17 protein-coding genes are annotated in these 22,358 nt (G+C 71.0%); 11 read left to right on the forward strand and 6 right to left on the reverse strand.

Features of this window, described 5'->3' with window-relative positions; genetic code table 11:
* Positions 1-60: 60 nt before the first annotated feature.
* The gene (locus tag NR798_RS07360; RefSeq protein WP_375770714.1) at positions 61-627 is read right to left on the reverse strand and encodes a DUF420 domain-containing protein; all 567 of its coding nucleotides are present in this window, start codon (positions 625-627) and stop codon (positions 61-63) included.
* A 226-nt stretch (positions 628-853) separates the two neighbouring features.
* Here NR798_RS07360 and NR798_RS07365 point away from each other — a divergent pair, with 226 nt between their 5' ends.
* Genes NR798_RS07365 through NR798_RS07385 form a run of 5 tightly spaced genes read left to right on the forward strand, consistent with a single transcriptional unit; the run spans position 854 to position 10,186 of the window.
* The gene (locus NR798_RS07365; protein WP_375770715.1) at positions 854-2,794 is read left to right on the forward strand and encodes a DUF1585 domain-containing protein; all 1,941 of its coding nucleotides are present in this window, start codon (positions 854-856) and stop codon (positions 2,792-2,794) included.
* Positions 2,794-3,459 (forward strand): hypothetical protein, encoded by a 666-nt coding sequence (locus NR798_RS07370; protein ID WP_375770716.1) that lies wholly within the window; start codon positions 2,794-2,796, stop codon positions 3,457-3,459. Before NR798_RS07365 ends, NR798_RS07370 begins: the two co-directional genes overlap by 1 nt.
* A 21-nt stretch (positions 3,460-3,480) precedes the next feature.
* A complete protein-coding gene (locus NR798_RS07375; RefSeq protein ID WP_375770717.1) occupies positions 3,481-4,878 on the forward strand; it encodes a DUF1501 domain-containing protein in 1,398 nt (465 codons plus the stop codon).
* A 56-nt stretch (positions 4,879-4,934) separates the two neighbouring features.
* On the forward strand, positions 4,935-6,440 hold the full coding sequence (locus NR798_RS07380) for a hypothetical protein (protein ID WP_375770718.1): 1,506 nt from the start codon (positions 4,935-4,937) through the stop codon (positions 6,438-6,440).
* Positions 6,441-6,451: 11 nt separating this feature from the next.
* Positions 6,452-10,186 (forward strand): FG-GAP-like repeat-containing protein, encoded by a 3,735-nt coding sequence (locus NR798_RS07385; protein WP_375770719.1) that lies wholly within the window; start codon positions 6,452-6,454, stop codon positions 10,184-10,186.
* A 22-nt stretch (positions 10,187-10,208) separates the two neighbouring features.
* On the opposite strand, the gene NR798_RS07390 is transcribed toward NR798_RS07385, so the two are convergent.
* Positions 10,209-10,643, reverse strand: a complete 435-nt coding sequence (locus NR798_RS07390; protein WP_375770720.1) for a CBS domain-containing protein — start codon at positions 10,641-10,643, stop codon at positions 10,209-10,211.
* Between the two features lie 184 nt (positions 10,644-10,827).
* Here NR798_RS07390 and NR798_RS07395 point away from each other — a divergent pair, with 184 nt between their 5' ends.
* Positions 10,828-11,160, forward strand: coding sequence for a hypothetical protein (locus NR798_RS07395; RefSeq protein ID WP_375770721.1), 333 nt, complete (start codon positions 10,828-10,830; stop codon positions 11,158-11,160).
* An 84-nt stretch (positions 11,161-11,244) separates the two neighbouring features.
* Here NR798_RS07395 and NR798_RS07400 read toward each other — a convergent pair whose 3' ends face one another.
* On the reverse strand, positions 11,245-11,559 hold the full coding sequence (locus tag NR798_RS07400; protein WP_375770722.1) for a hypothetical protein: 315 nt from the start codon (positions 11,557-11,559) through the stop codon (positions 11,245-11,247).
* A gap of 180 nt (positions 11,560-11,739) precedes the next feature.
* Here NR798_RS07400 and NR798_RS07405 point away from each other — a divergent pair, with 180 nt between their 5' ends.
* The 4 genes from NR798_RS07405 to NR798_RS07420 all read left to right on the forward strand — a co-directional run bounded on the left by NR798_RS07405 (position 11,740) and on the right by NR798_RS07420 (position 16,021).
* Positions 11,740-12,207, forward strand: coding sequence for a ferritin-like domain-containing protein (locus NR798_RS07405; RefSeq protein ID WP_375770723.1), 468 nt, complete (start codon positions 11,740-11,742; stop codon positions 12,205-12,207).
* A gap of 110 nt (positions 12,208-12,317) precedes the next feature.
* Positions 12,318-13,460 carry an acetylornithine deacetylase gene (gene argE / locus NR798_RS07410; RefSeq protein ID WP_375770724.1) on the forward strand — a complete coding sequence of 381 codons (1,143 nt, stop codon included), beginning with the start codon at positions 12,318-12,320 and terminating at the stop codon, positions 13,458-13,460.
* Positions 13,461-13,622: 162 nt separating this feature from the next.
* Entirely contained in the window at positions 13,623-14,219 is a 597-nt protein-coding gene (locus tag NR798_RS07415) for a hypothetical protein (protein WP_375770725.1), read from the forward strand.
* A 122-nt stretch (positions 14,220-14,341) separates the two neighbouring features.
* A complete protein-coding gene (locus tag NR798_RS07420) occupies positions 14,342-16,021 on the forward strand; it encodes a diguanylate cyclase (RefSeq protein WP_375770726.1) in 1,680 nt (559 codons plus the stop codon).
* A gap of 10 nt (positions 16,022-16,031) precedes the next feature.
* Here NR798_RS07420 and NR798_RS07425 read toward each other — a convergent pair whose 3' ends face one another.
* Positions 16,032-17,345 carry an alkaline phosphatase PhoX gene (locus NR798_RS07425; RefSeq protein ID WP_375770727.1) on the reverse strand — a complete coding sequence of 438 codons (1,314 nt, stop codon included), beginning with the start codon at positions 17,343-17,345 and terminating at the stop codon, positions 16,032-16,034.
* A gap of 157 nt (positions 17,346-17,502) precedes the next feature.
* Between NR798_RS07425 and NR798_RS07430 the strand changes: the two genes are divergently transcribed.
* Positions 17,503-18,354, forward strand: coding sequence for an OmpA family protein (locus NR798_RS07430; RefSeq protein ID WP_375770728.1), 852 nt, complete (start codon positions 17,503-17,505; stop codon positions 18,352-18,354).
* A 96-nt stretch (positions 18,355-18,450) separates the two neighbouring features.
* Here NR798_RS07430 and mfd read toward each other — a convergent pair whose 3' ends face one another.
* Positions 18,451-22,032 (reverse strand): transcription-repair coupling factor, encoded by a 3,582-nt coding sequence (gene mfd / locus NR798_RS07435; RefSeq protein WP_375770729.1) that lies wholly within the window; start codon positions 22,030-22,032, stop codon positions 18,451-18,453.
* Between the two features lie 120 nt (positions 22,033-22,152).
* Positions 22,153-22,350 (reverse strand): hypothetical protein, encoded by a 198-nt coding sequence (locus tag NR798_RS07440; protein ID WP_375770730.1) that lies wholly within the window; start codon positions 22,348-22,350, stop codon positions 22,153-22,155.
* Between the last annotated feature and the right edge of the window lie 8 nt (positions 22,351-22,358).

Genomic DNA, 22,358 nt, shown 5'->3' on the forward strand with positions numbered 1-22,358 from the left:
CGCCCGAGGCTTCGTTGCCGCTTCAAGAATCCAGGGATACAGCGACTCGGACAGGGCGCTTCAGTGCACCGCGGGCAGGCTGCCGCGCAGCATGAAGAAGATGACCACGCCCGTGACGGACACGTAGAGCCAGATGGGCGCCAGCCACCGCGTCACCTTGCGGTGCTTGTCGAAGGCCTTGCGCCACGCGAAGTAGAAGGACAGCAGCGCGCCCGGCACCACGAACAGCGACAGCAGCACGTGGCTGGCCAGGATGAGGAGGTACACCGTCCTCATCACCCCGCCCCCCGCGTAGCGCGTGTCTCCGTGGACGAAGTGGTAGGCCAGGTAGCACACCAGGAAGAGCGCCGAGGACGCGAAGGCCGACACCATCAGGTACTGGTGCACGCGCCTCGCCTTGCGGCGGATGGCCACCCAGCCCGCCGCGAGGAACGCCGCCGCCAGCGCGTTGAAGCTCGCGTTCACCGCGGGCAGGAAGCGCAGGTCCACGCCCTCCACCGCGCTTCCTCGGCGGATGAGAAGAATATACGCAAGAAATGAGAGGGCGGCGGCGGAGACCACCGCCGTGAAGACGTAGAAGCCGCGGTCACTCACCGGGGCGTGCGGAGCAGAGGTGACGTCAGACATGGCGTAGCTTTCTGTCCCGACTGTGCCCCGCATGCAACTCGTGAGGCTTGCTTCGCCGTTACAGAAGCAAGCGTATGGCTATTAACAGGAATTCCTGGCATAAGAGCGCGTGCAGTCCCCCCGCTGAGCCCTCTCGGAGGTCCCCGTGCGCTTCGCACGACGCTTCCTCGCCCCCCTGGCGACTGCTGTTCTCCTGGCTTCTCTCCCCGCCCTCGCGGAAGAACCGGTGTGTGCCCCGGTCTCGAAGGTTCCGCTCGAGCGCCATCTCCGCCAGCTCACGTTGGATCTGCTCGGCCGCCCCCCTACCTATGAGGAGTACCAGGCCGCCCGCGCCAAGGGCGAGGTGACGGCCGAGGACGTCCGCGCGCTGATGGGCAAGGACGAGTTCTACGCCCGCGTCCGCGGCTACCACCGCGCGCTCCTGTGGAGCAACGTGAGCGCCAGCGTCTACAACAACGCCAACTCGCGCCTCTCGGGCGCGGGCTCGGCCACGGACGCGCTCTCGCTGCGCGGCAACAGCAGCCGCCCGCTGCGCGGCGCCAACGGCCAGGGCTGTGACAGCTTCATGGCCCAGGACGTGTGCACCGCCCGGCAGGACACGCATGTGGACCCCGCGCTGCCCGCCACCGCGGACGCGTGCGCCAAGGAGCGCTACGACGAGCGCGGCGTGCCGCAGCCGGTGAGCTGGGACTACGACACCAACTTCTACACCTGCGACCGGTTGGACCTGAGCCTTCCGGCCGGTACCAGCGTCAAGACCTGCCAGGAGGCGCTCACCGCGAAGCGCCTCGAGGACAAGGACTACTACTTCTGTGACATGCGGCGCATCAACATCGGCACCACCTCGGCGCCCAACCTGGCGCTGGTGCCCCACCTGTGCAAGCCGCGGACGACCACGCTCACCGCGGTGGTGGACGCGGCGGACAACAACCGGGTGGTGGCCTTCACGGACGCCAGCTCCCGGCTCGACCGCTGCGGGCTGAAGCTCAGCCAGAAGCGCACCAATGGCCTGGAGATCAAGGGCTCCTACGAGCCGCAGCGCGGCTGCGTCCAGCGCGAGGGCTACGTCACGCGGCCCGCGCCCTTCTGGAGCGCCGGAAGCCCGGACGTGCGGGTGTGCGCCATCGAGGCCCAGGCGCGGGAGGCCAACCCGTGGACGCTGGAGCCCTGCACCACCGCGCGCTTCAACGGAGACCGCAGCTGCGGCTGCGGCGAGGGCATGCGCCGCTGCGAGGCGCCCAACGGCTCCACGCACACGGCCCGTATCGAGGCCATCAGCGAGGAGCCCGAGCTCCTCGCCGAGTCGGTGGTGCGCCGCGACGAGCCCTACTTCAACATCCTCACCACGCGCCGCTCCTTCCTCAACGGCCCGCTGTCCGAGCTGTACAGGGATCCGCAGCAGGCGGTGGGCGTGCTCAGCGTGACGGCTCCGGCCGCGCCCGAGGTGCTGCCCAACCTGCCCTTCGCCCAGGCGGACACCTGGCAGGAGTACGTGCGCGACAGCGAGCACTCGGGGGTGCTCACCACGCCCGCGTTCCTCTACCGCTTCCCCACCCAGCGCGCGCGCGTCAACCACTTCTACTCGGCCTTCCTGTGCAAGGCCTTCACGCCGCCGGACAACGCCCGCCTGCCGTCCGCCGAGGACGCGTGCAACCGGGAGAACAACCTGGCCAAGCGCTGCGGCTGCAACTACTGCCACGCCACCATCGAGCCCACCGGCGCCCACTGGGGCCGCTACGCCGAGCGTGCCGCGCTCTTCCTCCAGCCGGAGCAGTTCCCCCGCTATGATCCCAAGTGCCGCGACTGCGCGCTCTCGGGCAACACCACCTGCGGGGGCGAGTGCGGCCAGTACGTGATGCAGGCCTACGACGGCGATGGCGCCAACTCGCTGGGGCTGCTCAAGACGTACCTCTACCGCACCGCGGACGAGGAGAAGAACATCGAGAGCGGCCCCGCCCTGCTGGTGCAGCGCATGCTGCAGACGGGAGACCTGGAGCGCTGCACGGTGCGGCGCGTCTGGCAGGAGTTCCTCGGCCGGCCCATGTCGGCGGAGGAGCAGCGCCTCTATCTCCAGCCGCTCGCCGATGACTTCGCGCGCGACGGCCACCGCTTCAAGGCGCTCATCGAGCGCGTGGTGATGTCGGATGCCTACCGGAGGATCGACTGATGCGCCGCCTGCTCCTCTTCGCCCTGCTCGCGCTCGGCGCCGCCGCGTGTGAGAAGACCCCCGCCGCTCCGCCCGTGGTGGACGGCCAGCTCGAGCCCGTGGGCAACCCGCACGGGGACATGTCCACCCCGCCGCTGCCCGACCCCGAGATGCAGGACGGCCGGGTGGGGCGCTCGCCTCGCCGGCTCACCGTGAACCAGCTCGCCCGCTCCATCGAGGTGGCCGTGGGCCGCCCGTGGACGAGCCTCGAAGGCGGCCTTGCCACCACCCTGGGCCGCGCCGACTTCGCGCTCGTCAACCAGGAGAGCACCGAGCCCAACCTCGTCTTCGCCAAGTTCCTCGAGGACGGGGCGCGCGAGGTGTGCATGGCCCAGGCGGCCGCCGAGAAGGCCCTGGCCGCCCCCGAGGCCCGCGTGCTCAGCCGCACGATTCCCGGGCCGCTCGGAGATCTGCGCAAGCTCTCCGACGCCCAGGTGCGCGAGATGCTCGTGTACCTGTCCATCCGCTTCTGGGGCTCGCCGCTGCAGGGTGACGAGCTGACGCGCTGGGCGGGCTTCTTCACGAAGGCGGCCACGCGCGCGGAGGCCATCACCAACGGGCGCGACCAGGCGCTGGCCGCGGTGTGCATCGCGTTGATGACGGACTCGCGCTTCCTCACCTACTGACGGCTCCGGGGAGATGCTTCCATGAAGAAGAACGACCAGATTCCCTCTTCGCGCCGGACCTTCCTGAAGGCCACCGCCGGGCTCATGGGCGCCACCCTGTTCGGGGGCCTGCCCTTCCGCTCCTTCGCGCAGGCGGCCGCGCTCAAGCCCGCGGACCGCTGCTTCGTCTTCGTCTACTTCTCGGGCGGGTGGGACCAGCTCCTCGCCTTCGACCCGAGGGACCCGGACGTCTTCACGCCCGAGCGCGTCGCGGAGACGCGCATCCTCCCGGGCTACAACCTGTTCACCGATGCGACCTTCCTCGACAGGCCCATCGTGCCGGATGCGCTGCCGGGAGCAGGCCCCTCCAACATCGCCTTCGGCCCGGCGGTGAGCGACCTGGCCAAGCACTACGACGTCATGACGGTGGTGCGTGGCATCAACATGACCACGCTCGCGCATGAAGAAGGCATGCGCTACTTCATCACCGGCAAGCGCCCCATCGGCGCCGCGGCGCGGGGCTCGTCCACCGCGACGGAGATCGTCGGCCAGCTGCTGCCCACCGTCCCCATCCCCTCCATCGCGTACGGCGTCGAGTCGTACAACGACCGCTACCCGGGCAGCGCCAACGCCCTGCGCGTGAGCCGCTCGAAGGACCTGGTGGACACGCTCTCGCCGAGCAAGAAGCGGCTCGACGCTCAGATCGAGAACGAGCTGCTGCTGTTGGGCGGCGAGCCCGTCACCTGCGACGAGGCGGCCCTGGGCGCGGGCGGGGTGGGCAGCACGTACCACACGAGCCGCGAGCAGGTGCAGCAGGTGCTGTCGAGCGGGCTCAACCTGGCCTTCGATTTCGCGCAGAACACGGAAGCGACCAACGCGACGCGCGCGTTCTACGGCCTGCCCTCCACGGGGCCCTACGACAGCGCGGCGGGGCGCGCGGCGCTGGTGGCCACGGCGCTGAAGCTGGGCATCAGCCAGTGCGTGTCCATCAACCTGGTGGGCGGCCTGGACACGCACTTCGGCACGCAGACGTCGCACGCGACCAACCTGCGCACGGGCTTCAACGCGCTGTCGCGGCTGGTGGACGACCTGAAGGCCACCAGCCACCCGTCCGGTGGCAACTTCATGGACCACACCACCGTCCTGGTGTTCTCCGAGTTCGCGCGCACCCCGCTCATCAACGCCACCAATGGCCGGGACCACCACCTGACGAACAGCTGCCTGCTGATGGGCGCCGGGCTGAAGCACAACATGGTGTTCGGCCACAGCGGCGACATCGGCATGGCGCCGGGGCTGGTGGACCTGAAGACGGGCGCGAAGGACTCGAACAACGGAGAGAACATCCTGCCCGAGCACATCATCGCGACGGTGCTGGCGTCCGCTGATCTGGACTACAGCATCACGCGTGTCGAACCCCTCAAGGCGCTGCTGACGACGTAATGGCTACCCGAGCTTCGTACCGTGTGGGCCCCCTCTCCCTCTGGGAGAGGGCGGGGGTGAGGGTCTCCCCCCTGTTGGTCGCGGCGCTGCTGTCCGCCTGCGACTCCATGCCGTCCGTGCCGCAGGACCACCCGAGTCCCCAGCCCTTCGAGCCCGTGCAGGTGCGGGCCGAGGTGGACGTGGCGCCGGCGCCGGGGTTCGCGGACCAGACGGGAGGCGGCATCTTCGCGACGGCGGACGGCGGCGTCGTCCGCCTGCGGCTGGACGGGACGAGGGCCGCGCTGGAGAGCCACCCGGGCAACACGGTGACGCCGGGCCCGGCCCGGGCCGTCTACCGGATGGGGCCAGGCTCGGCGCTGGTGGAGGCGGACAACGGCCTCTTCCTGGCGCAGTCGGGCTGGCTCATCGCCCCGCCCTGGCGCGAGGTGCTGAGCACGGGGCTGGCGGCCACGGCGACGACGCCGGATGGCGCGGTGTGGCTCGGACACGCCTCGGGCCTGTACCGGCTGCAGGACGGCGCGCTGTCCGCGCTCAAGGTGAATGGCCAGGCGCTGGAGGGCATCACCGCGCTGGCGTCGGCGCCCGCCGAGGACGGGGCGCAGGGCCTGTGGTTCCTCCGCCAGGAGACGCTGAGCGTCGCCGTGCGCACGGCCCCGGGCACGTGGCAGATGCGTCAGATTACCCAGCTGCCGCTGCTGCAGGAGGGCGAGCGCGTGGTGGGGCTGGCGGGGCTGGGCGCCTCGGAGAAGGCGAAGGGGGAGCTGTGGGCGCTGACGTCGGAGCGGCTGCTGCGGCGCGCGGGGGACGGGTGGCGGGAGGTGGCGCTGGCGCGCAAGCCGGAGCAGGTGCTGGCCGCGGGGCGCTTCGTCTGGGTGAAGGCGGACGGCAAGCTGCTCACCCATGACGCCGAGGCGGGCACGTGGGGCGAGGTCTCGGGCGTGGACACGCGCGAGCTCCGCTTCCTGGCAGCCGACGAGAGTGGCTGCGCGTGGGTGCAGCTCGGCGCCGACACGGTGGCGCTCAGCCGCGGCCCGGTGCCGCGGGTGCTCGGGCTGCTCGAGGGCACGCAGGTGGTGGAGGACTCCCTGGTGGTGCGCGCGCGCGTGGTGCCGGGCGTGGCCCCGCTGAGCTTCACCTATGAAGTCGCGGGCGTGGAGGTGCCGGTGCGGGGCCCCTCCTACAGCCTCGGGGGCACCGAGGCGGATGGGACGCCCAAGCCCTACTCCTTCGTGGGCCTGGAGCCGGGGCCGCACACGCTCACCGCCGTGGCGCGCTACGCGGACGGCACCGAGGCCCGGCGCTCGGTGAGCTTCGACTACCAGCCCCTGACCACGGTGGCGCTCGGCTGGGACAAGGACATCCGCCCCGTCCACGAGGCGCGGTGCGCGAAGTGCCACACCACCGGGCCGGCCCGGCCCCTGTCCACGTATGCGCTGTGGAAGGACAACGCGGAGCTCATCATCGCCGCGGTGAAGGATCAGCGCATGCCGGCGGATGGCCCGTTGGATCCGCAGCTCATCTCCCTCATCCAGCGCTGGGCGGCCACCGGCGCGAACCCCTGAGGCGTCTCACCATGACCCGAGTCTCCCGCGCGTCGCTCGTGCTCGCTCTCCTGTCGGCCGCGTGCCAGCCGGAGGCGCCCCCCGAGCCGCCCGCGGCGGTGGACCCCTGCGCGGGCCTGCCGCCCCTTGCCCTCTCCGCGAGCCCTGCCCGGACGCGGGTGAATGACCCCGTCACGCTCTCGGCCACGGGAGGCAGTGGTTACTACCGCTTCCTCGCCGAGCCCGGAGGCTCCTCGGGAGAGATGCGCGGCTCGCGCTTCATCGCCGGGCCCACGCCGTCCATGGACACGCTGGTGGTGGAGGACCTGCGCTGCCCCGGAGACGCGAGGGCCCAGGTGGAGGTGGTGGCGGCCTTCGACGTGGCGCCCGCGCGGGCCATGCTCAAGCCGGGCACGTCCTTCCAGGTGCAGGTGACGGGGCAGATGGGTGCGCCCGTCTTCACCCTGGAGCGCAGCGAGGCGAACAGCACGGTGACGCCCTCGGGCCAGTACACGGCGGGGACGGGCACGGGCGTGGACCTGGTGCGGGTGCGCGACAGCCGCACGGGCGACGAAGCCCTGCTCCAGTTCGAGGTCCGCGCGGACGCGGTGCTGCGCGGAGACCCGGAGCGCCTGGCGCTGCCCGCGGGCTCCTCGGTGCAGCTGGCGACGGTGGGCGGGAGCGACCGCATCGTCTGGACGAAGAAGGAAGGTCCGGGAGCGGTCTCGGGGGGGCGCCTCTCGCTCGAGCCGGGGGCGACGGGCGCGGTGGTGCTGGAGGCGTCGGACACCTTCACGAATCAGAAGGCCACGGTGTCGGTGCGCGTGCTGGACGAGCTGACGCGCGACACGAAGCCGCACGGGCAGATCACCGACACGGCGGCGGTGGTGACGGCGGACTTCGACGGGGATGGAGTGGCGGACGTGGCGGTGGGGCGGCCGGAGAGCGATCTCACGCGGCCCCAGGGCGGTGTGGTGTTCATCTTCAAGGGGAGCCCGTCGGGCCTGCCCGCCGAGCCCACGTGGGTGCTCACCGGGGAGACGGACACGGCGAGGTTCGGTGATGGGCTGGCGGCGGGAGACCTCGACAAGGATGGGAAGGCGGAGCTGGTGGTGTCCTCGCCGGGCGCGGACGTCACCATCGACAGCTCGGGCGCGGTGTACCTGTACCGCTTCGGCACCAACGGGCCGGAGCGCATCCGGCCGCCGCTGGCCGGGTTGGGCCGGGGTGCCTTCGGCACGGGCCTGGCGCTCGAGGACGTGGACGGGGATGGGGACCTGGACTTGCTGGCGGGCTCGCCGGCGGGTGACCTCGCGGCCACCAACGCCATCAACACCCGCGGCGTGGTGGACATCTTCCAGCTGGCTCCGGGGCAGCCCATCCCGGACCTGCCCTCCATCCGCCTGGGCGGCAGTGACGTGAGCGTGAGCGGCGCCATCGAGCCGCGCTCCCGGACGGGCCTGGGCCAGGCGGTGGTGGTGGCGGACCTCAACGGGGACGGGCGGGCGGACATCGCGGCCCTGGGGAAGACGTCGCGCTACCGGGCGGATGGCTCCTCCCTGGGCGTGGTGCAGCCCGCGGTGTCCGTGTTCCTCGCGCGTGCCGAGGCTCCGCGCTTCCGCGCCACGCCGGACGTCCTCGTGCACCCCACGAACACGGCGGACGGCAACGAGGGCACGTGGCGGCTGGGCACCCTTCCGGGCGACGGGACGCGGCCCCCGCTGCTGATGGTGTTGCTGGATCGGGCGGACTCGCCGGACCTGCGCACCAGCGGAGGGCTGGCGGCGATGTCGGACGCGGGTGGAGCGCTGCTCTTCGACGTGAGCACGTACGCGGCCGCGGGCGAGCCCCCGTCCACGCCGCCGCAGCAACTGCTCGCCAACGCGTATGCCCGCTTCTACGGGGACGCGCTCTCCATCGTGGCGGGGCGGAGCTGGGCCCTGGCGGACGTGGACGGCACGCCCGGAGCGGAGCTGCTGCTGGGCGCGCCCTACGCGAGCATCCCCTCGGGCACCACCTCGCTGCGCTACGGCGGCAAGGTGCTGGTGTACCCGCTGACGGGGCTGGCCCGGGGCACCGCCCTCAACAAGCCGTCCACCTTCCTGCCGGGACTGGCGAAGTCGGACGCCTTCGGGGTGGGCATCGCGCCCTGGCCACTGCCGGGGAGCGCGGGGCTGGTGGTCTTCGCGGGGCGGGCGTCCGCGGCGGACGGGCGCGCCTTCACCGGGCGCGTGGATGGCTTCGTGAAGGCGGGTGACTCGCTCGGCACGTGGGCGCGCACGAGCTACCTGGTGCCGGCCAAGGCCAGCGTGGAGCGCTTCGGCGAGGCGGTGGCGGTGTCGCGCAATGCCTCCGGTGGCGTGGTGGCGCTGGTGGGCTCGCCGGGCTTCCACGGCCCGGGCATCAACGGCGACGGCAATGACTTGTCGGCGGGCCGGGCGTGGACGTATGGCGCGGCGGGCGGCGCGGGCACGCTCGTGGCCGAGGGCACGGCCTCACCGCTGTACAACGGCCGTACCGTGGGCACGGACGTGGCCTTCACGGACTTCAACGGGGATGGGCGCCAGGACCTGGTGATGGGGGCCTCGGGCTTCACCGTCCCGAGGGCTTCCTCGAGTGCCACGGAGCTGGCGAATGCGTACGCGACGGTGAAGACGGCGTGTCTGCCCACGGGCTCCTCCGACGTGCAGGCCGGCGGCGTACTGGTGTCGCTGGGCCAGCCGGACGGCACCTTCAAGACGGCGTACCGGCTGTGGGCGCTGGGCAACATCACGGAGAACTGCATCGCCTCGGGTGGCACCTGCTCGCGCGCGGGCATCGGACGCGGGGTGGTGGGTGGCTTCGACTTCAACGGGGACGGCCTGCAGGACATCGGAGCGCTGCGCAACAGCGGCTTCGAGCTCTTCCTGGGGCGTGCGCCGGATGACACCTCGCTGACGAAGCGGACCATGGGGTGCGACCCCGTCTACTCCTCGCCCTACTTCGCGACGTCCTCCACGCTGGCGCAGACGACCTCGGCGCCCGTGGCGCTGGGGGACTTGAACGGGGATGGCTGCGCCGAGGTGGCGTGGCGCTACTCGGATGGCAGCCAGCGCTCGGGCGTGGCGGTGCTGTTCGGGTACGACGTGGGAGGCAGCCGGTGTGGCGGGCGCACCACCGCGAAGCTGGTGCGGCTGGCGGCGGACCCGGAGGTGGGGATGAACTTCCTGGGGCTGGGCCTGTCCATCGCGCGCGTGGGCCGCGTGCTGGGCAAGACAGGCCCGGACTACCTGGCGGTGAGCGCGACGAACGTGCCCTACAACGGCGTGACGCAGCCGGCGGTGCTGCTGTTCGACACGGCGAAGCTGAAGGACGCCTGGCTGGGCCCATCGGGCAAGGACGTGGTGGGCGCGCTGGAGGCCGCCGTGCAGCCCGAGGTGGTGGTGCACCGCTCGCGGGCGGTGGGCTTCGGCACGGTGCTGGCGGGCGGGGTGGACCTGACGGGTGACGGCGTGCCGGAGCTGGTGGTGAGCGCTCCGGGCGCGTCGGTGGCCTCGGATGGCGGGGGCGCGGTGTTCGTGTACGCGGGCGGGCCGGGGCTCACCGGCGCGCTCACGCCCATGCTGACGCTGACGGGGGACGTGGCGGAGCGCTCGGGCTTCGGCACCGACCTGGCGCTGGTGGCGGGGAGCGGTGGCAACCCGCCGGCACTCGTCATCGGCGCGCCGCTCAGCTACCGCACGGGCACGCAGAACGGCACGGCCTTCCTGGTTCCGCTCGGCTTCTGAGCGGGGCCCCGGTGCGCCGGGCTCAGTGCGTCATGGAGGTGGAGGGCTCGGAGATGCCTTCGAGCACGCGTCCGGCGAGCCGCTGGTCCTCCATCTCCATGGCGAGGTCCCCCAGCGAGACGATGCCGATGAGCCGCTCGCGCTCGTCCACGACGAGCAGGCGGCGCACCTGCAACTCCCGCATCTGATGGGCGACGTCCTCGACGTCTTCGTCCACGGAGCACGTCTGCACGTTGCGGGTCATCACGTCCGCGACGGAGGCCGTCCGCGGGTTGAAGCCCAGGGCCAGTCCGCGCACGACGATGTCGCGGTCGGTGAGGATGCCGACGATGCGCTCGCCCTCGACGACGGGCAGGGAGCCCACGTTGAGCAGGCGCATCATCTCGGCGGCGGCCATCAACGTCGTCTCCGGGTGGGCGGCGACGGCGTCCGGAGTCATCACGTCACGAATCTTCATGGGACGCACCTCATGGCGGGTGGAATGAATGCTTCGCAGGGGAGGGTGTGTCCGCTCCGGCGTGGCTGCCGCGTATTCCTCGCTCCGTGTTCGTGACCGGACGCCTGCCCTCCAGGCCAGTGGCTGAGGTGGGTCCACGCCTGCCCGCCCGCCCACCGGTCAGGCGACTCCTGGGGCCGGGGGCATGCGCATCCTTGAGCACATGGGGAGCGAAGCCATCGGCTGGTTCAGCTCGTTCGTGCTGGTGCTGACCATCGCCAATCAGGTCTACAAACAGTGGCGGTCGGGCACCAGCCAGGGCGTGTCCAAGTGGCTCTTCGTGGGGCAGATCACCGCCTCCACGGGCTTCACCCTCTACAGCCTGATGGTGCGCAACTGGGTCTTCGTGGTGACCAACGCCCTGATGTTGCTGAGCGCGCTGGTGGGCATTGTCATCGTGATGAAGCACCGGCGCGCGGAGCGGCGGGCCTCCCGGCGCGGCCCGGTGTCCGCGGGCTCGAGCCCCGTGAGGGCCTGAGCCGCTCTCCTCGGCCACCTCCTGGAAACACGAAGGCCCCGTGCACCTCCCGGAGGAAGGGCAGGGGGCCGTGGAACGACCGGTTCAGCTCACCGGCTGCGGAGACATCTGGCGGGTGAGCTCCTCGGGCGACTTCAGCATGGAGGGGTGGCCGCCGTGCTGGACGCGCTGCTCCTCGTCGATGGGCGCGGAGAACGTCTTGGCGATCTTGTTGTAGGTGCCGAGGATGAGGATGGTGGGGGCCCACTGGCCGACGAAGTTCGCCCAGGTCTTGCGGCCGCTGATCATCAGGAGGGCGCTGGCGGCCATGCACCCGATGGCGACTCCGAGGAAGCCGATGGAGGGAATGCGCCGCGTCTGCATCTCGACATTGGTGGTGACCGTGTCTTCGTTTTTCATGGCCGGTGCCTCCGGTGGTGAAAGTGGATGGGGCAAAGGTGCGCATGGAGGAGGGGGTGGGACCGGAGGGGTGACGCCACCCTGCCTGCTGTCCGGGCGGGCGCTGGGGCGGTGGGGTTGGCCGTGCGGGCGGGTCCGAGCAGATTGCCGGGGACTCTGAGGCGAGGGGGGGAGGACGACATGGGGCGCAAGTCCGAGGTGGAGAAGCTGCGGAGCCTGGCGCAGATGGACGTGGACGCGGTGGGGGCCTATGACGCCGCCATTGCCCGGGTGAAGGAGCCGCTGGTGCGTGAGCGGCTGAACGATTTCCGGGTGGACCACGTGCGTCACGTGCAGGACCTCAACGCGTTCATCCGCCAGCTCGGGGGCGAGCCGGTGGAGCTGCGGCCGGACCTGAAGGGCGCGGCGATGAAGGGCCTGACGGCGATGACGAGCATGATGGGGACGGAGGCGGCGCTGGTGGCGATGCTCGGCAACGAGGAGTTCACCAACCGGGCCTACGAGCTGGCGCTGAACTTCGAGTGGAGCCCGGCGGTGCGCTCGCTCATCGAGAAGAACCGGCGGGACGAGGAGCGGCACATCACCTGGGTGAAGGACGCGGTGCGCCAGCGCCCCTGGGTGGCCGACGGCGCCGAGGTCCAGGCGTAAGCGGAGCTCGAGAACCCCTCTCCCCCCTGGGAGAGGGACGGGGTGAGGGTCTACATTCGGTGTGCACCGTCCGCGTGGAGCGCGGACTCCCGAGCCCCGGAGGCCCCACCGTGAGTGACACCCTGCCCGAGCTGCGCACCACGCTGAGCGAGCTGGTCGCGCTGGACACGACGTCATCGCGTCCCAACGCGCCGCTGGTGGAGTGGGCGAGCGGGAGGCTGGAGGCGGCGGGCTTCCAGGTGGAGCGGGTGGGGTACCGGGACGGGGCGGGGGTGGAGAAGGTGAACCTCGTCGCGGTGAAGGGGGGCGGGGGCGAGGAGCGTGCGGGGCTGGCGCTGGTGGGGCACACGGACTGCGTGCCGTACGACGCTGAGTGGACGGACGCGCTGCGGCTGACGGAGCGGGACGGGAAGCTGTACGGCCGGGGGGCGTGCGACACGAAGGGCTTCATCGCCTGCGCGCTGTACGCGGCCACGCACTACACCGGGCGGCTGAAGGCGCCGTTGATGGTGCTGCTGACGGCGGACGAGGAGCTGGGCTGCGAGGGGGCCAAGCACCTGGTGGCGCTGGGCAAGGGGCGGGCGCGGCACGCCATCGTGGGCGAGCCCACGTCGCTGGTGCCGGTGCGGGCGCACAAGGGCTACTGCCTGGCGGAGGTGGAGGTGCGGGGGCGCGAGGGGCACAGCGCGTACCCGGACGCGGGGGCGTCGGCCATCTTCCGGGCGGGGCGCTTCCTGCTGAAGCTGGAGACGCTGGCGCGCACGCGGCTGCGCGAGGAGCGGGACGCGTCCTTCGAGCCGCCCTTCACCACGGTGAACGTGGGCCTCATCAGCGGGGGCAAGGCGCCCAACGTCATCTCCGGGGCGTGCCGCTTCACGGTGGAGTGGCGCCCCATCCCGCGGCAGCCGAAGGAGCGGGTGCTGGAGCTGTTGGAGTCCATCCGTCACGAGCTGGTGCGGGACGAGCCCGGCTACGAGGCGCGCATCCAACTGCTGAGGGCGGAGCCGGCGGTGGACACGCGGGCGGACGCGGAGGTGGTGCGGGTGCTGGCGGAGCTGTCCGGCAACGCGCCCATCACGGTGCCCTTCGGCACCGAGGCCCCGCAGCTCACGGAGCTGGGCGCGCAGGCGGTGGTGTTCGGCCCGGGGGACATCCGGGTGGCGCACCAGACGGGCGAGTACGTCCCCATGGAGGACCTGGTGCGCTGCGAGGCGTACCTCACCCGGGCCATCGCGCACTTCTGCGGCGCGTGAGTACTGGGAACCCCCTACTGAGCGTCACGGCGCACCGGGTCATGGGGCGGTGGGGGCTCACCGGACTTGTCTGCTTTCCCGACCTGGGTGTTACAGTCCTGTGAGGTAGGGCCGGAGACCGGTCCGCGAGGGTCGCGACGGGCCACGGGGAGGGGCCGCGACATGCAATTTGTCCCTTTCGAAGAGGGTATCGAGGTCAAGGGACAGGCGGTGAAGGCCGTCGTGGACGGCTTCAACAACTTCGCGGTGCTCGGCAGCGCCTACCTGCTGGACGAGGGCATTGGCACGCCCACTCCCAACGGGCTGGCCAACCTGGACCTGGAGGGGTGGTACTCGCAGAGATCCTGGCTGCTGTGCTTCCAGCAGATCGGCAAGCAGCTGGGGGACGGGCTGTTGACGCAGATCGGCATGGCCATCCCGCGCAACGCACGGTTCCCCGAGGGGGTCCGCGACATCTACTCGGGCTTCAAGGCCCTGGACGTGGCCTACCACCTCAACCACCGGAAGAACGGCCGCACCATGTTCGACCTGGAGACCGGGCGCATGGAGGAGGGCATCGGCCATTACGGCTACGAGCCGGTGCCGCGGCAGCGCAAGATCATCAGCCTGTGCGAGACGCCCTACCCGTGCGCGTTCGACCAAGGGGTGCTCACCGCCATGGCCCACCGCTACGAGTCCAACGCCCGCGTGGTGCACGACGAGACGAAGCCGTGCCGCAAGTGGCGGGGCGATCGCTGCACCTACGTCATCACCTGGTGAGGACGGCCTCCCAGCAGGCGGGAGTCAGGGGAGGGGGTCCGCGACGGAGCAATTCACGCCCCCCTCCCTCCCTCCGTCCCTTTCACCTGATAGCCTGAAGGCCAGTAGACAGAACGGATCCCATGGCAGCGCTCAATACCCTCGGAACCACCGGCCGCGTCCTCCTGGTGGATGACAGCCCCATCGCACTCGAAGCCATAGGCTCCCGGTTGATGGAGAGCGGGCTGGACGTGGTGATGACCACCTCGCCCCGCGAGTCCCTCGGGCTCGCGACCGAGGGCCCCCAGCCGTTCGATCTCCTCATCCTCGACGTGATGATGCCGGAGATGAATGGCCACGAGCTGACGCGCCGCCTGCGCAGCCACACGCGCACCAGCAACACGCCCATCCTCCTGCTCACCTCGCTGGACTCCACGGACGACCGGGTGAACGGCCTGGTCGCCGGGGCCGACGACTTCTTCACCAAGACGGCGCCGGACGCGGAGATGCTGGCCCGGGTGCGCTCGTTCATCTCGCTGGGGAAGATGCGCGCCCAGTTGCAGGCGCAGCACGAGGCCATGGCCCGCGTCATGCGCGAGCCGGAGGCCCCCACGCCCCCGCAGGCCCGCGTGGAGATCATCCACCACATGCCCGTGGTGAGCGAGCGGCTCGCGCGGGCCGTGCGCGGCTCGCCCCAGGGCGGCGAGTTCCAGCTCACCCAGCGCGCGCCCTCGCAGCGCATGCTGACCTCCGACGCCGACCTGCTCGTCGTCAGCTACGCCGTGGCGCTCGAGGGAGATCAGCCGCTGCTCAAGCGCTTCGGCTTCGACGAGGAGGCGCCCGCCCTGCTGGTGGTGGACGAGAGCGAGTCCACCTCGCGGCGCGTGATGGCGTTCGACGCCGGTGCCGACGACTACCTCACCCTGCAGACGCCCATGGCCGAGCTGGCCGCCCGTCTGGGCAGCGCCCTGCGCCGCCAGCGCCGCCAGCGCCAGCTGCGCACCTCGCGCGACCGCGCCATGCTGGTGGCGGTGACGGACCCGCTCACCGGGCTGTACAACCGCGCCTACTTCCACGAGGCGCTCGGCGTCGAGTTCCGCCGGGCCCAGCGCTACAAGCACCCGATGACGCTGGTGCTGCTGGACCTGGACCACTTCAAGCAGGTCAACGACAACCTCGGCCACACCGCCGGAGACCAGGCGCTGCGCGAGGTGTCGCTGCGGCTGCGCCAGACGGCGCGCTCGACGGACGTGGTGGCCCGGCACGGGGGCGAGGAGTTCGCGATGATCCTCCCCGAGACGGACCTGGAGCACGGGCTGATCGCCGCCGAGCGCTTCCGGGCCGCGGTGGACGGGGCCACGGTGCACGGGGCCCGGGGAGGCAGCCGCGCGCTGACCATCAGCGCCGGAGTGGGTTGCTACCCCGCGCACGCCACCTCCATGTCCGAGCTCATCGAGCTCACCGACCAGGCGCTCTACAGCGCCAAGCGCACGGGCCGCAACCGGGTGTGCGCGGTGTCGGTGGGCGCGGAGGCCGCCGCCCCCGCTCCAGCCCCCGGCCTCAGCCCCACCAACAGCGTGCTGGAGCGGCTGCGCCGGCTGGTGGCGGAGGACATGGAAGGGCCGCTCACGGCCACGCGCACGGCCGCCCGCATGTTGCACGACGCCTCCGCCCCCGGCGACGCGCTGCACATCCTCACCTCGCAGCTGCGCACGTCCACCGACGAGGTGCGGCTGGAGCTGCTGCGGCTGATGGACGACCTGTCCCGCGCCGTGCTCGACGCGGGCCGGGCGGCGGGAGCGCCTCGCAACGAGCAGAAGTGACGCGGCGCTCCTACAGCCCCGTGCCGGTGTAGCGCTGGAAGGGGCCGGTGATGACCACGGTGAGGCCGTCGCTCTGCATGTTGGCGAAGAGGGCGCGCCCATCCGGGGAGAAGCACACGCCGGCGAGCTCGCCGTTGGAGAGCGCGTTGCGCGCGAGGTTCCTCACCTGACCGGAGGGGGTGAGGATGCGCAGGTGCTCGCTGGGCCTGCGGGGATCGTCTCCGTCCTCGGCCATCACCACGTCGCCCCACGGGGCCACGCAGATGTTGTCCGGCATGTCGAGCAGGCTCCGGTCCTCCGCCTGGGCCAGCAGGAGCAGCGTGCCGCCCTGACTCCCCGAGGGCGTGTAGCGCCAGAGCTGCCCGCCGGACTGGGGGCCCCCGGTGGTGGCGCAGAAGTAGATGGAGCCCTCGTGGAAGAAGATGCCCTCGCCGCGGCGGAAGACAGCGGCCCCGCGCCCGGTGCCCTGCGCACGGAGCGAGTCGTCCTGGGCCTCCGGACGGGGCAGGTCCACCCAGTCCACCTGGAAGGTGTCGCCCGGCTGGACGCGCGCGTTCATGTCCCGTGAGGGCTCGGCCTCCACGCGCAGGGCCTGCAACCGGCCCCGGGACTCCGGCCCGAGCCGCTCGCCAGGGCTGTCCGGGACGAAGCGGTAGAAGCAGCCATCGCCCCGGTCCTCGGTGAGGTAGGTGATGAAGGAGGTAGGGTCCACCACGGCCGCTTCATGGTTCATCTTGCCGAGCGCGGGGATGGGGACGGCGTCCTGGACCTCGCTGGCCGCAGGGTCACACAGGAAGACGTAGCCGTGGCCGTCCTTGACGGTCTCCTCGCAGGTGAGCCAGCCCCACGGGGAGGCGCCCCCGGCGCAGTTGCGCGCGGAGCCCGTGAGCACGAGGTTGCTGGAGACGCGGGTGAAGGTGCTGGCGTCCACCACCACGCGCGTCACGCCGCCAGGACTGGCGCCCTCGGGCCGGTAGGACTGGCCCGGCACCGGCTGCCCCGTGAAGTACGGGCCCATGTCCTCCTGGCCCGCTTCCAGCTCGTGGTTGCGCATCAGCACCAGCGTGTTGCTGCCCTCGGGCCCGGCGAAGCAGCCCATGCCATCGGGCTGTCCCGGCACGCGGTAGCCGTCGCTCATCCGGCCGCCCCGGCGCTCGAGGACCTGGTAGCGGAAGCCCTCGGGCAGGTCGAGGACGCCGTCCGGATCCGGCAGCAGCCCGTTGTCGTCCTCGGGAAGGGCACAGCGGCCCAGCAGGAAGGGCAGCGCGAGGGCCGTGCTCGCTTGGAGGAAGGCGCGGCGATGGAGGCGGCGGGGGTGGCTCATGGCTGGGAGCAGAGCGAAGCCCGGAGAGCGCGTCGAGCAGCGGGCAGCCGAGCGCCTCCTCCTCGTGAGGCGCAGCGGGAGCGGGTGGCTTCCCGCTCGCCATCGCCCCTTGGGCGGATATGATTGCTGCTCAAACTAAGTTTCGGGAGAACCGGACATGAGGAAGAGGCTGTTGGCACCGCTGTGCGCCCTGGCGCTCGCCGTGGGGTGCGTGCCGCAGGGCAAGTACGACGCGGCGATGGCGAACGCGCGGACGCTCGACGAGCAGCTCCAGGAGGAGAAGGGGGCCCGGGCGGCGGCGGACGGGAAGGTGCGCCAGCTGGAGGAGCAGGTGAAGGGGCTGGAGGAGAAGGTGGCGGGGCTGGAGCGGGACAAGGAGGCGCTGGCCACGCGGCTCAACACCGCCGAGGCGCGGTTGACGGCGGGGGCCGCGGAGCGCCGGGCGTTGGAGCAGACGAACGCCGAGCTCACCGCGCTCAACGAGGAGCTGGCCCGCTCCAAGCGCAAGCTCGCTGAGGCCAAGGAGGCGCTGGAGAAGAGGAGCTCCGAGTACGAGAGCCTGGCCAAGAGCCTGGAGAAGGAGATCTCCGAGGGGAAGATCGAGCTGTCGGAGCTGCGGGGCCGGATGACGGTGAACCTGAAGGACAAGATTTTGTTCGCCTCGGGCTCGGCGCGGGTGGGCAAGGAGGGGCAGGAGGCGCTGGCGAAGATCGCCGAGGCGCTCAAGGGGGTGCAGGGGAAGATCATCCGGGTGGAGGGGCACACGGACGACGTGCCCACGGATCCAAAGGGACCGTTCCCGTCGAACTGGGAGCTGAGCCTGGCGCGGTCGATGGCGGTGGTGCGCTCGCTGCAGGACGCGGGGGTGGACCCCACGGTGCTGTCGGCCGCGGGCTATGGCCCGTATCAGCCCATCGCGCCCAATGACTCGCCGGAGAACCGCAGCCTCAACCGGCGCATCGAGATCGTCCTGGCACCCGGGGTGGGGTCGGCCACGGCCGGCCGCTGAGCCATCGGAGGAGGTCCCCTCCGGCCGCGCGCGTGAGCAACTGGTCCGACTATCGGACCAGTTGCTCGAGCTCGCGCCCGGCGGGTGGACGCCAGACTACGCGTCCGGCAGCGCGCAGGTGCCCAGGTCGCGCAGCACCTTCTTGGCCTCGGCGATGAGTGACGGGCCCCGCACCTCGGCGCCGAGCTTCACCACCAGCTTCATGTCCGGGGTGAGCCGGTAGACGCCCTTGGAGCGCTGCACCAGTCCCGCCACCTTCATCCCGTCCAGCAGCGCGTCCGCGCCCAGCGTCACCACCAGCCGGCCCGGGCCTCCCTCCAGCGCGCGCAGCCGGAGATCTCTCATGTCGATCTTCAGCAGCGTCTGCTCCGAGAGGTTGTCCACCTCGTCCGGCGCCTCGCCGAAGCGGTCCACCAGCTCCGAGCGCAGGTCCTGCACCTCGTCCGGATTGCTCGCCTGGCTGAAGCGCTTGTAGAACACCAGCCGCTGGTGCACGTCCGGCACGTAGTCGTCCGGAATGAGCGCCGGCATCGACAAGTTGATCTCCGGCTCGATCTGCATCTTGGGCGGCTCGCCCCGCACCTCGGACACCGCCTCCTCCAGCAGCTGCGCGTACAGGTCGAAGCCAATCGCCGAGATGGAGCCCGACTGCTCGGAGCCCAGCAGGTTGCCCGCCCCACGGATCTCCAGGTCGTGGCTCGCGATGGAGAAGCCCGCGCCCAGCTCGGTGAAGCGCTGCAGCACCTCCAGGCGCCGCTGCGCGTCCTTCGTCACCACGCGCCGCGTCGGCACCAGCAGGTACGCATACGCGCGCTCCTTCGAGCGGCCCACGCGCCCTCGCAACTGGTAGAGCTGCGCCAGGCCGAAAGTGTCCGCCCGGTTGACGATCATCGTGTTGGCGCTCGAGATGTCGATGCCGCTCTCGATGATGCTGGTGCACAGCAGCACCTGGTGCTTCTTCTCGGTGAACTCCAGCATCGCCTTCTCGAGCTGGCCCTCGCCCATCTGCCCGTGCGCCACACCGACGGCGACATTCGGCAGCAGCCGCTTGAGCATCTCCTCCATCGAGGGCAGCGACTCCACCCGGTTGTGCACGAAGAAGACCTGGCCACCGCGGGCGATCTCCCGCTCGATGGCCTCCTTGATGGTCTGCTCGTCGAACTTCAGCACGAAGGTGCGGATGGAGCGCCGGTCCTGCGGCGGCGTGGCGATGATGCTCATCTCACGCACGCCCGACATGGCCATGTGCAGCGTGCGGGGAATCGGTGTCGCCGACAGCGTCAGCACGTCCACCAGCGCGCGCAGCTTCTTGATCTGCTCCTTGTGCTTCACCCCGAAGCGCTGCTCCTCGTCCACCACGAGCAGCCCCAGGTCCTTGAAGGCCACGTCCCCACCCAGCAGCTTGTGCGTGCCGATGAGGATGTCCACCTTGCCTTCCTTGGCCCGCTTGAGGATCTCCCGCACCTCGGCGGGCTTCTTCATCCCGGAGATGACGTCCACCGTGACCGGGTAGTCCTTGAAGCGCTTCTTGAACGACAGGTAGTGCTGCTGGGCCAGCACCGTGGTGGGCACCAGCACCGCCACCTGCTTGCGGTCCAGCGTGGCCTTGAAGGCGGCGCGCATCGCCACCTCCGTCTTGCCGTAGCCCACGTCTCCGCAGACGAGCCGGTCCATCGGCTCGGACTTCTGCATGTCGCCGAGCACGTCCTCGATGGCCTTGGCCTGGTCCGGCGTCTCCTCGAACTCGAAGTCCGCCTCGAACTGGGCGAAGTACCGGTCCGGCGCGCTGAAGGCGTGGCCCGGGTGTGCCCGGCGTGCCGCCGCGATGGTGAGCAGGTCCGCCGCCATCTTCAGCAGCTGCTCCTTCACCCGCTTCTTCGTCTTCTCCCAGGACGTCGTCCCCAGCTTGTCCAGCGTCACCTTGGTGGGGTCTCCACCGGTGAACTTCTGGATGAGCCGCATGCGGCTCACCGGGAGGTAGATCTTGTCCTTGCCCGCGTACTCCAGGACGAGGAAGTCCCCCGGCACCCCGTTCACCTGCATCTTCGTCAGGCCCGCGTAGCGGCCCAGTCCGAAGTCGGTGTGGACGATGATGTCGCCTTCCTTCAGGTCCTTGAAGCCCGAGGCGAAGGCATCCAGGCTCTTCGAGCGCCGCACCCGCCGCCGCGCCCGCGCTCCAAATATCTCCTCGTCCGACAGCACCGCGATGCCGCCCGTGCCGTCCACGAAGCCGTGGCTCACCTCGCCCGTGAAGAGGTGGGCGAAGACGGAGGGCTCGAAGAGCGTGGCGGCGTCCTCGAGCGGCCCGGTGTGGACGCGCACCATCACGTTGCGGTCCAACAGCAGGCGCTTGAGCCGGTCCGCCTGGCTCAGCGTGCCGCAGGCCACGGCACAGGCAATCCGCGTGTCGCGCCAGCGCTGGAGCCGCTCGACGAGCGGGGTGAGCGCGCCCTCCTCACCGTGGTGGGCGAGGATGGCCTCGCGCACGTCCTGCGTCGTGCCGAAGGGGAAGAGCACCGGCGAGGCCTCGCTCTGGGTGAGCGACAGGCCCCCGCCCTCCATCACCCGGAAGGCCCCGAGCCGCTGCTCCGCCTGCTCGCGCGTGAGGAAGTGCGCCTCCGGAGGGTAGGTGAGCTCCTGCTCCGCATCGGCCGCCGCGGCCGAGCGCTGCACCTCGGTCCACAGGTCCTCGGCGATGCGCTCGAGGCCCATGGGGTCATCCAGGTAGAAGAATGGCTCCGCGTGCCACAGGTGCAGGTAGTCGAAGATGGTGCCCAGGCCTCCCTCGAAGAAGCCGGGCAGCAGGCCCTCCAGGCCGAAGCCGGGCAGGCCCTCGCGGATGGCATCCAGCCGCTCGCGCAGCTTCGTGGTGGGCAGGTTGATGCGGTCCGCCACCTCGCGGGCGGCGGCCTCGGCGCGCACGCGCGTCTGCTCGGAGAAGATGACCTCGCGCGCCGGCAGGAGGATGATCTCCTTGAGCGAGTCCACCGTGCGCTGCGTCTCCGGATCGAAGGCGCGGATGGACTCGATGGTGTCGCCGAAGAACTCGATGCGGACGGGCTTCTCGTAGAGCGGGCTGAAGACGTCGATGAGGCCGCCGCGCACGGAGAAGGTGCCCAGGTCCTCGACGAGCGGGCTGCTCTGGTAGCCCATGTTGGCGAGCTTCCGGGCGAGCTCGTCCCGGTCGAAGTCCTGGCCCACCTGGATGCGCTCGGACAGCTCCTTCATCACCGTGGGCGGCAGCACCCGGCGCAGCAGGCCGCGCATCGAGAGCACAATCGCGGGGAAGCGCGTGCCCTGGCTGAGGTGGAAGAGGGCGCCGAGCCGGTCCGCGACGGTGTCGGCGTCCGGGGACAGCTCGTCGAAGGGGAGCACCTCGTCGGCCGGCAGGCGCAGGACGTGGGGCTCGAAGGGGGTGCCCTTGCCGCCGAGGAAGAAGGCGAGATCTCCGGCGAGGGCATCCGCGGCCTCCTCGTCCGTGGCGATGCAGACGAGGGGCGCCTTGAGGGTTCGCGACAGCCGGGCGAGCGCGTAGCCCCGAGCGGCTCCCTGGAGGCCTTGCGTGCGGACGCGCTGTCCCGGGCGGAGCAGCTCCAGCACACGGGCGAAGGGGTCCCCTGCCATTGAAGGCGCACCAAGCGCCTCCACACCGAGCTTCTGGGTAAAAGGAGTTTCCATCCGAGGGGCGACCTGGAGCGCCCCCCCGGTAATTAGGAGCCGGGCCCGTGTAGGTCAACGGAAGAGCGAGGGGGCCAGTTGGCGACAGGCACTCCGGCTCCCGGGCCTACAGCCCCCTACTCAGCCGAGGGCCCGGACGTCCTCGTCGTCATCGTCCTCGTCCTCATCGTCGCCGTCATCGCCGCCGCCTTTTCCATCTCCGTCGAGAAGGGCGGACGGAGAGCGCCAAGCCTCGGAGCCGGAAGCGGCCGGAAGCGGTGCGCCAGCGAGCCGGGCGAGAGCAAGCAGGGAGACGAGGGCGAGGGTGAGGATGTGCATGGGGGGAA

Source organism: Archangium gephyra (genome assembly GCF_042230915.1).
Lineage (GTDB): Bacteria > Myxococcota > Myxococcia > Myxococcales > Myxococcaceae > Archangium > Archangium gephyra_B.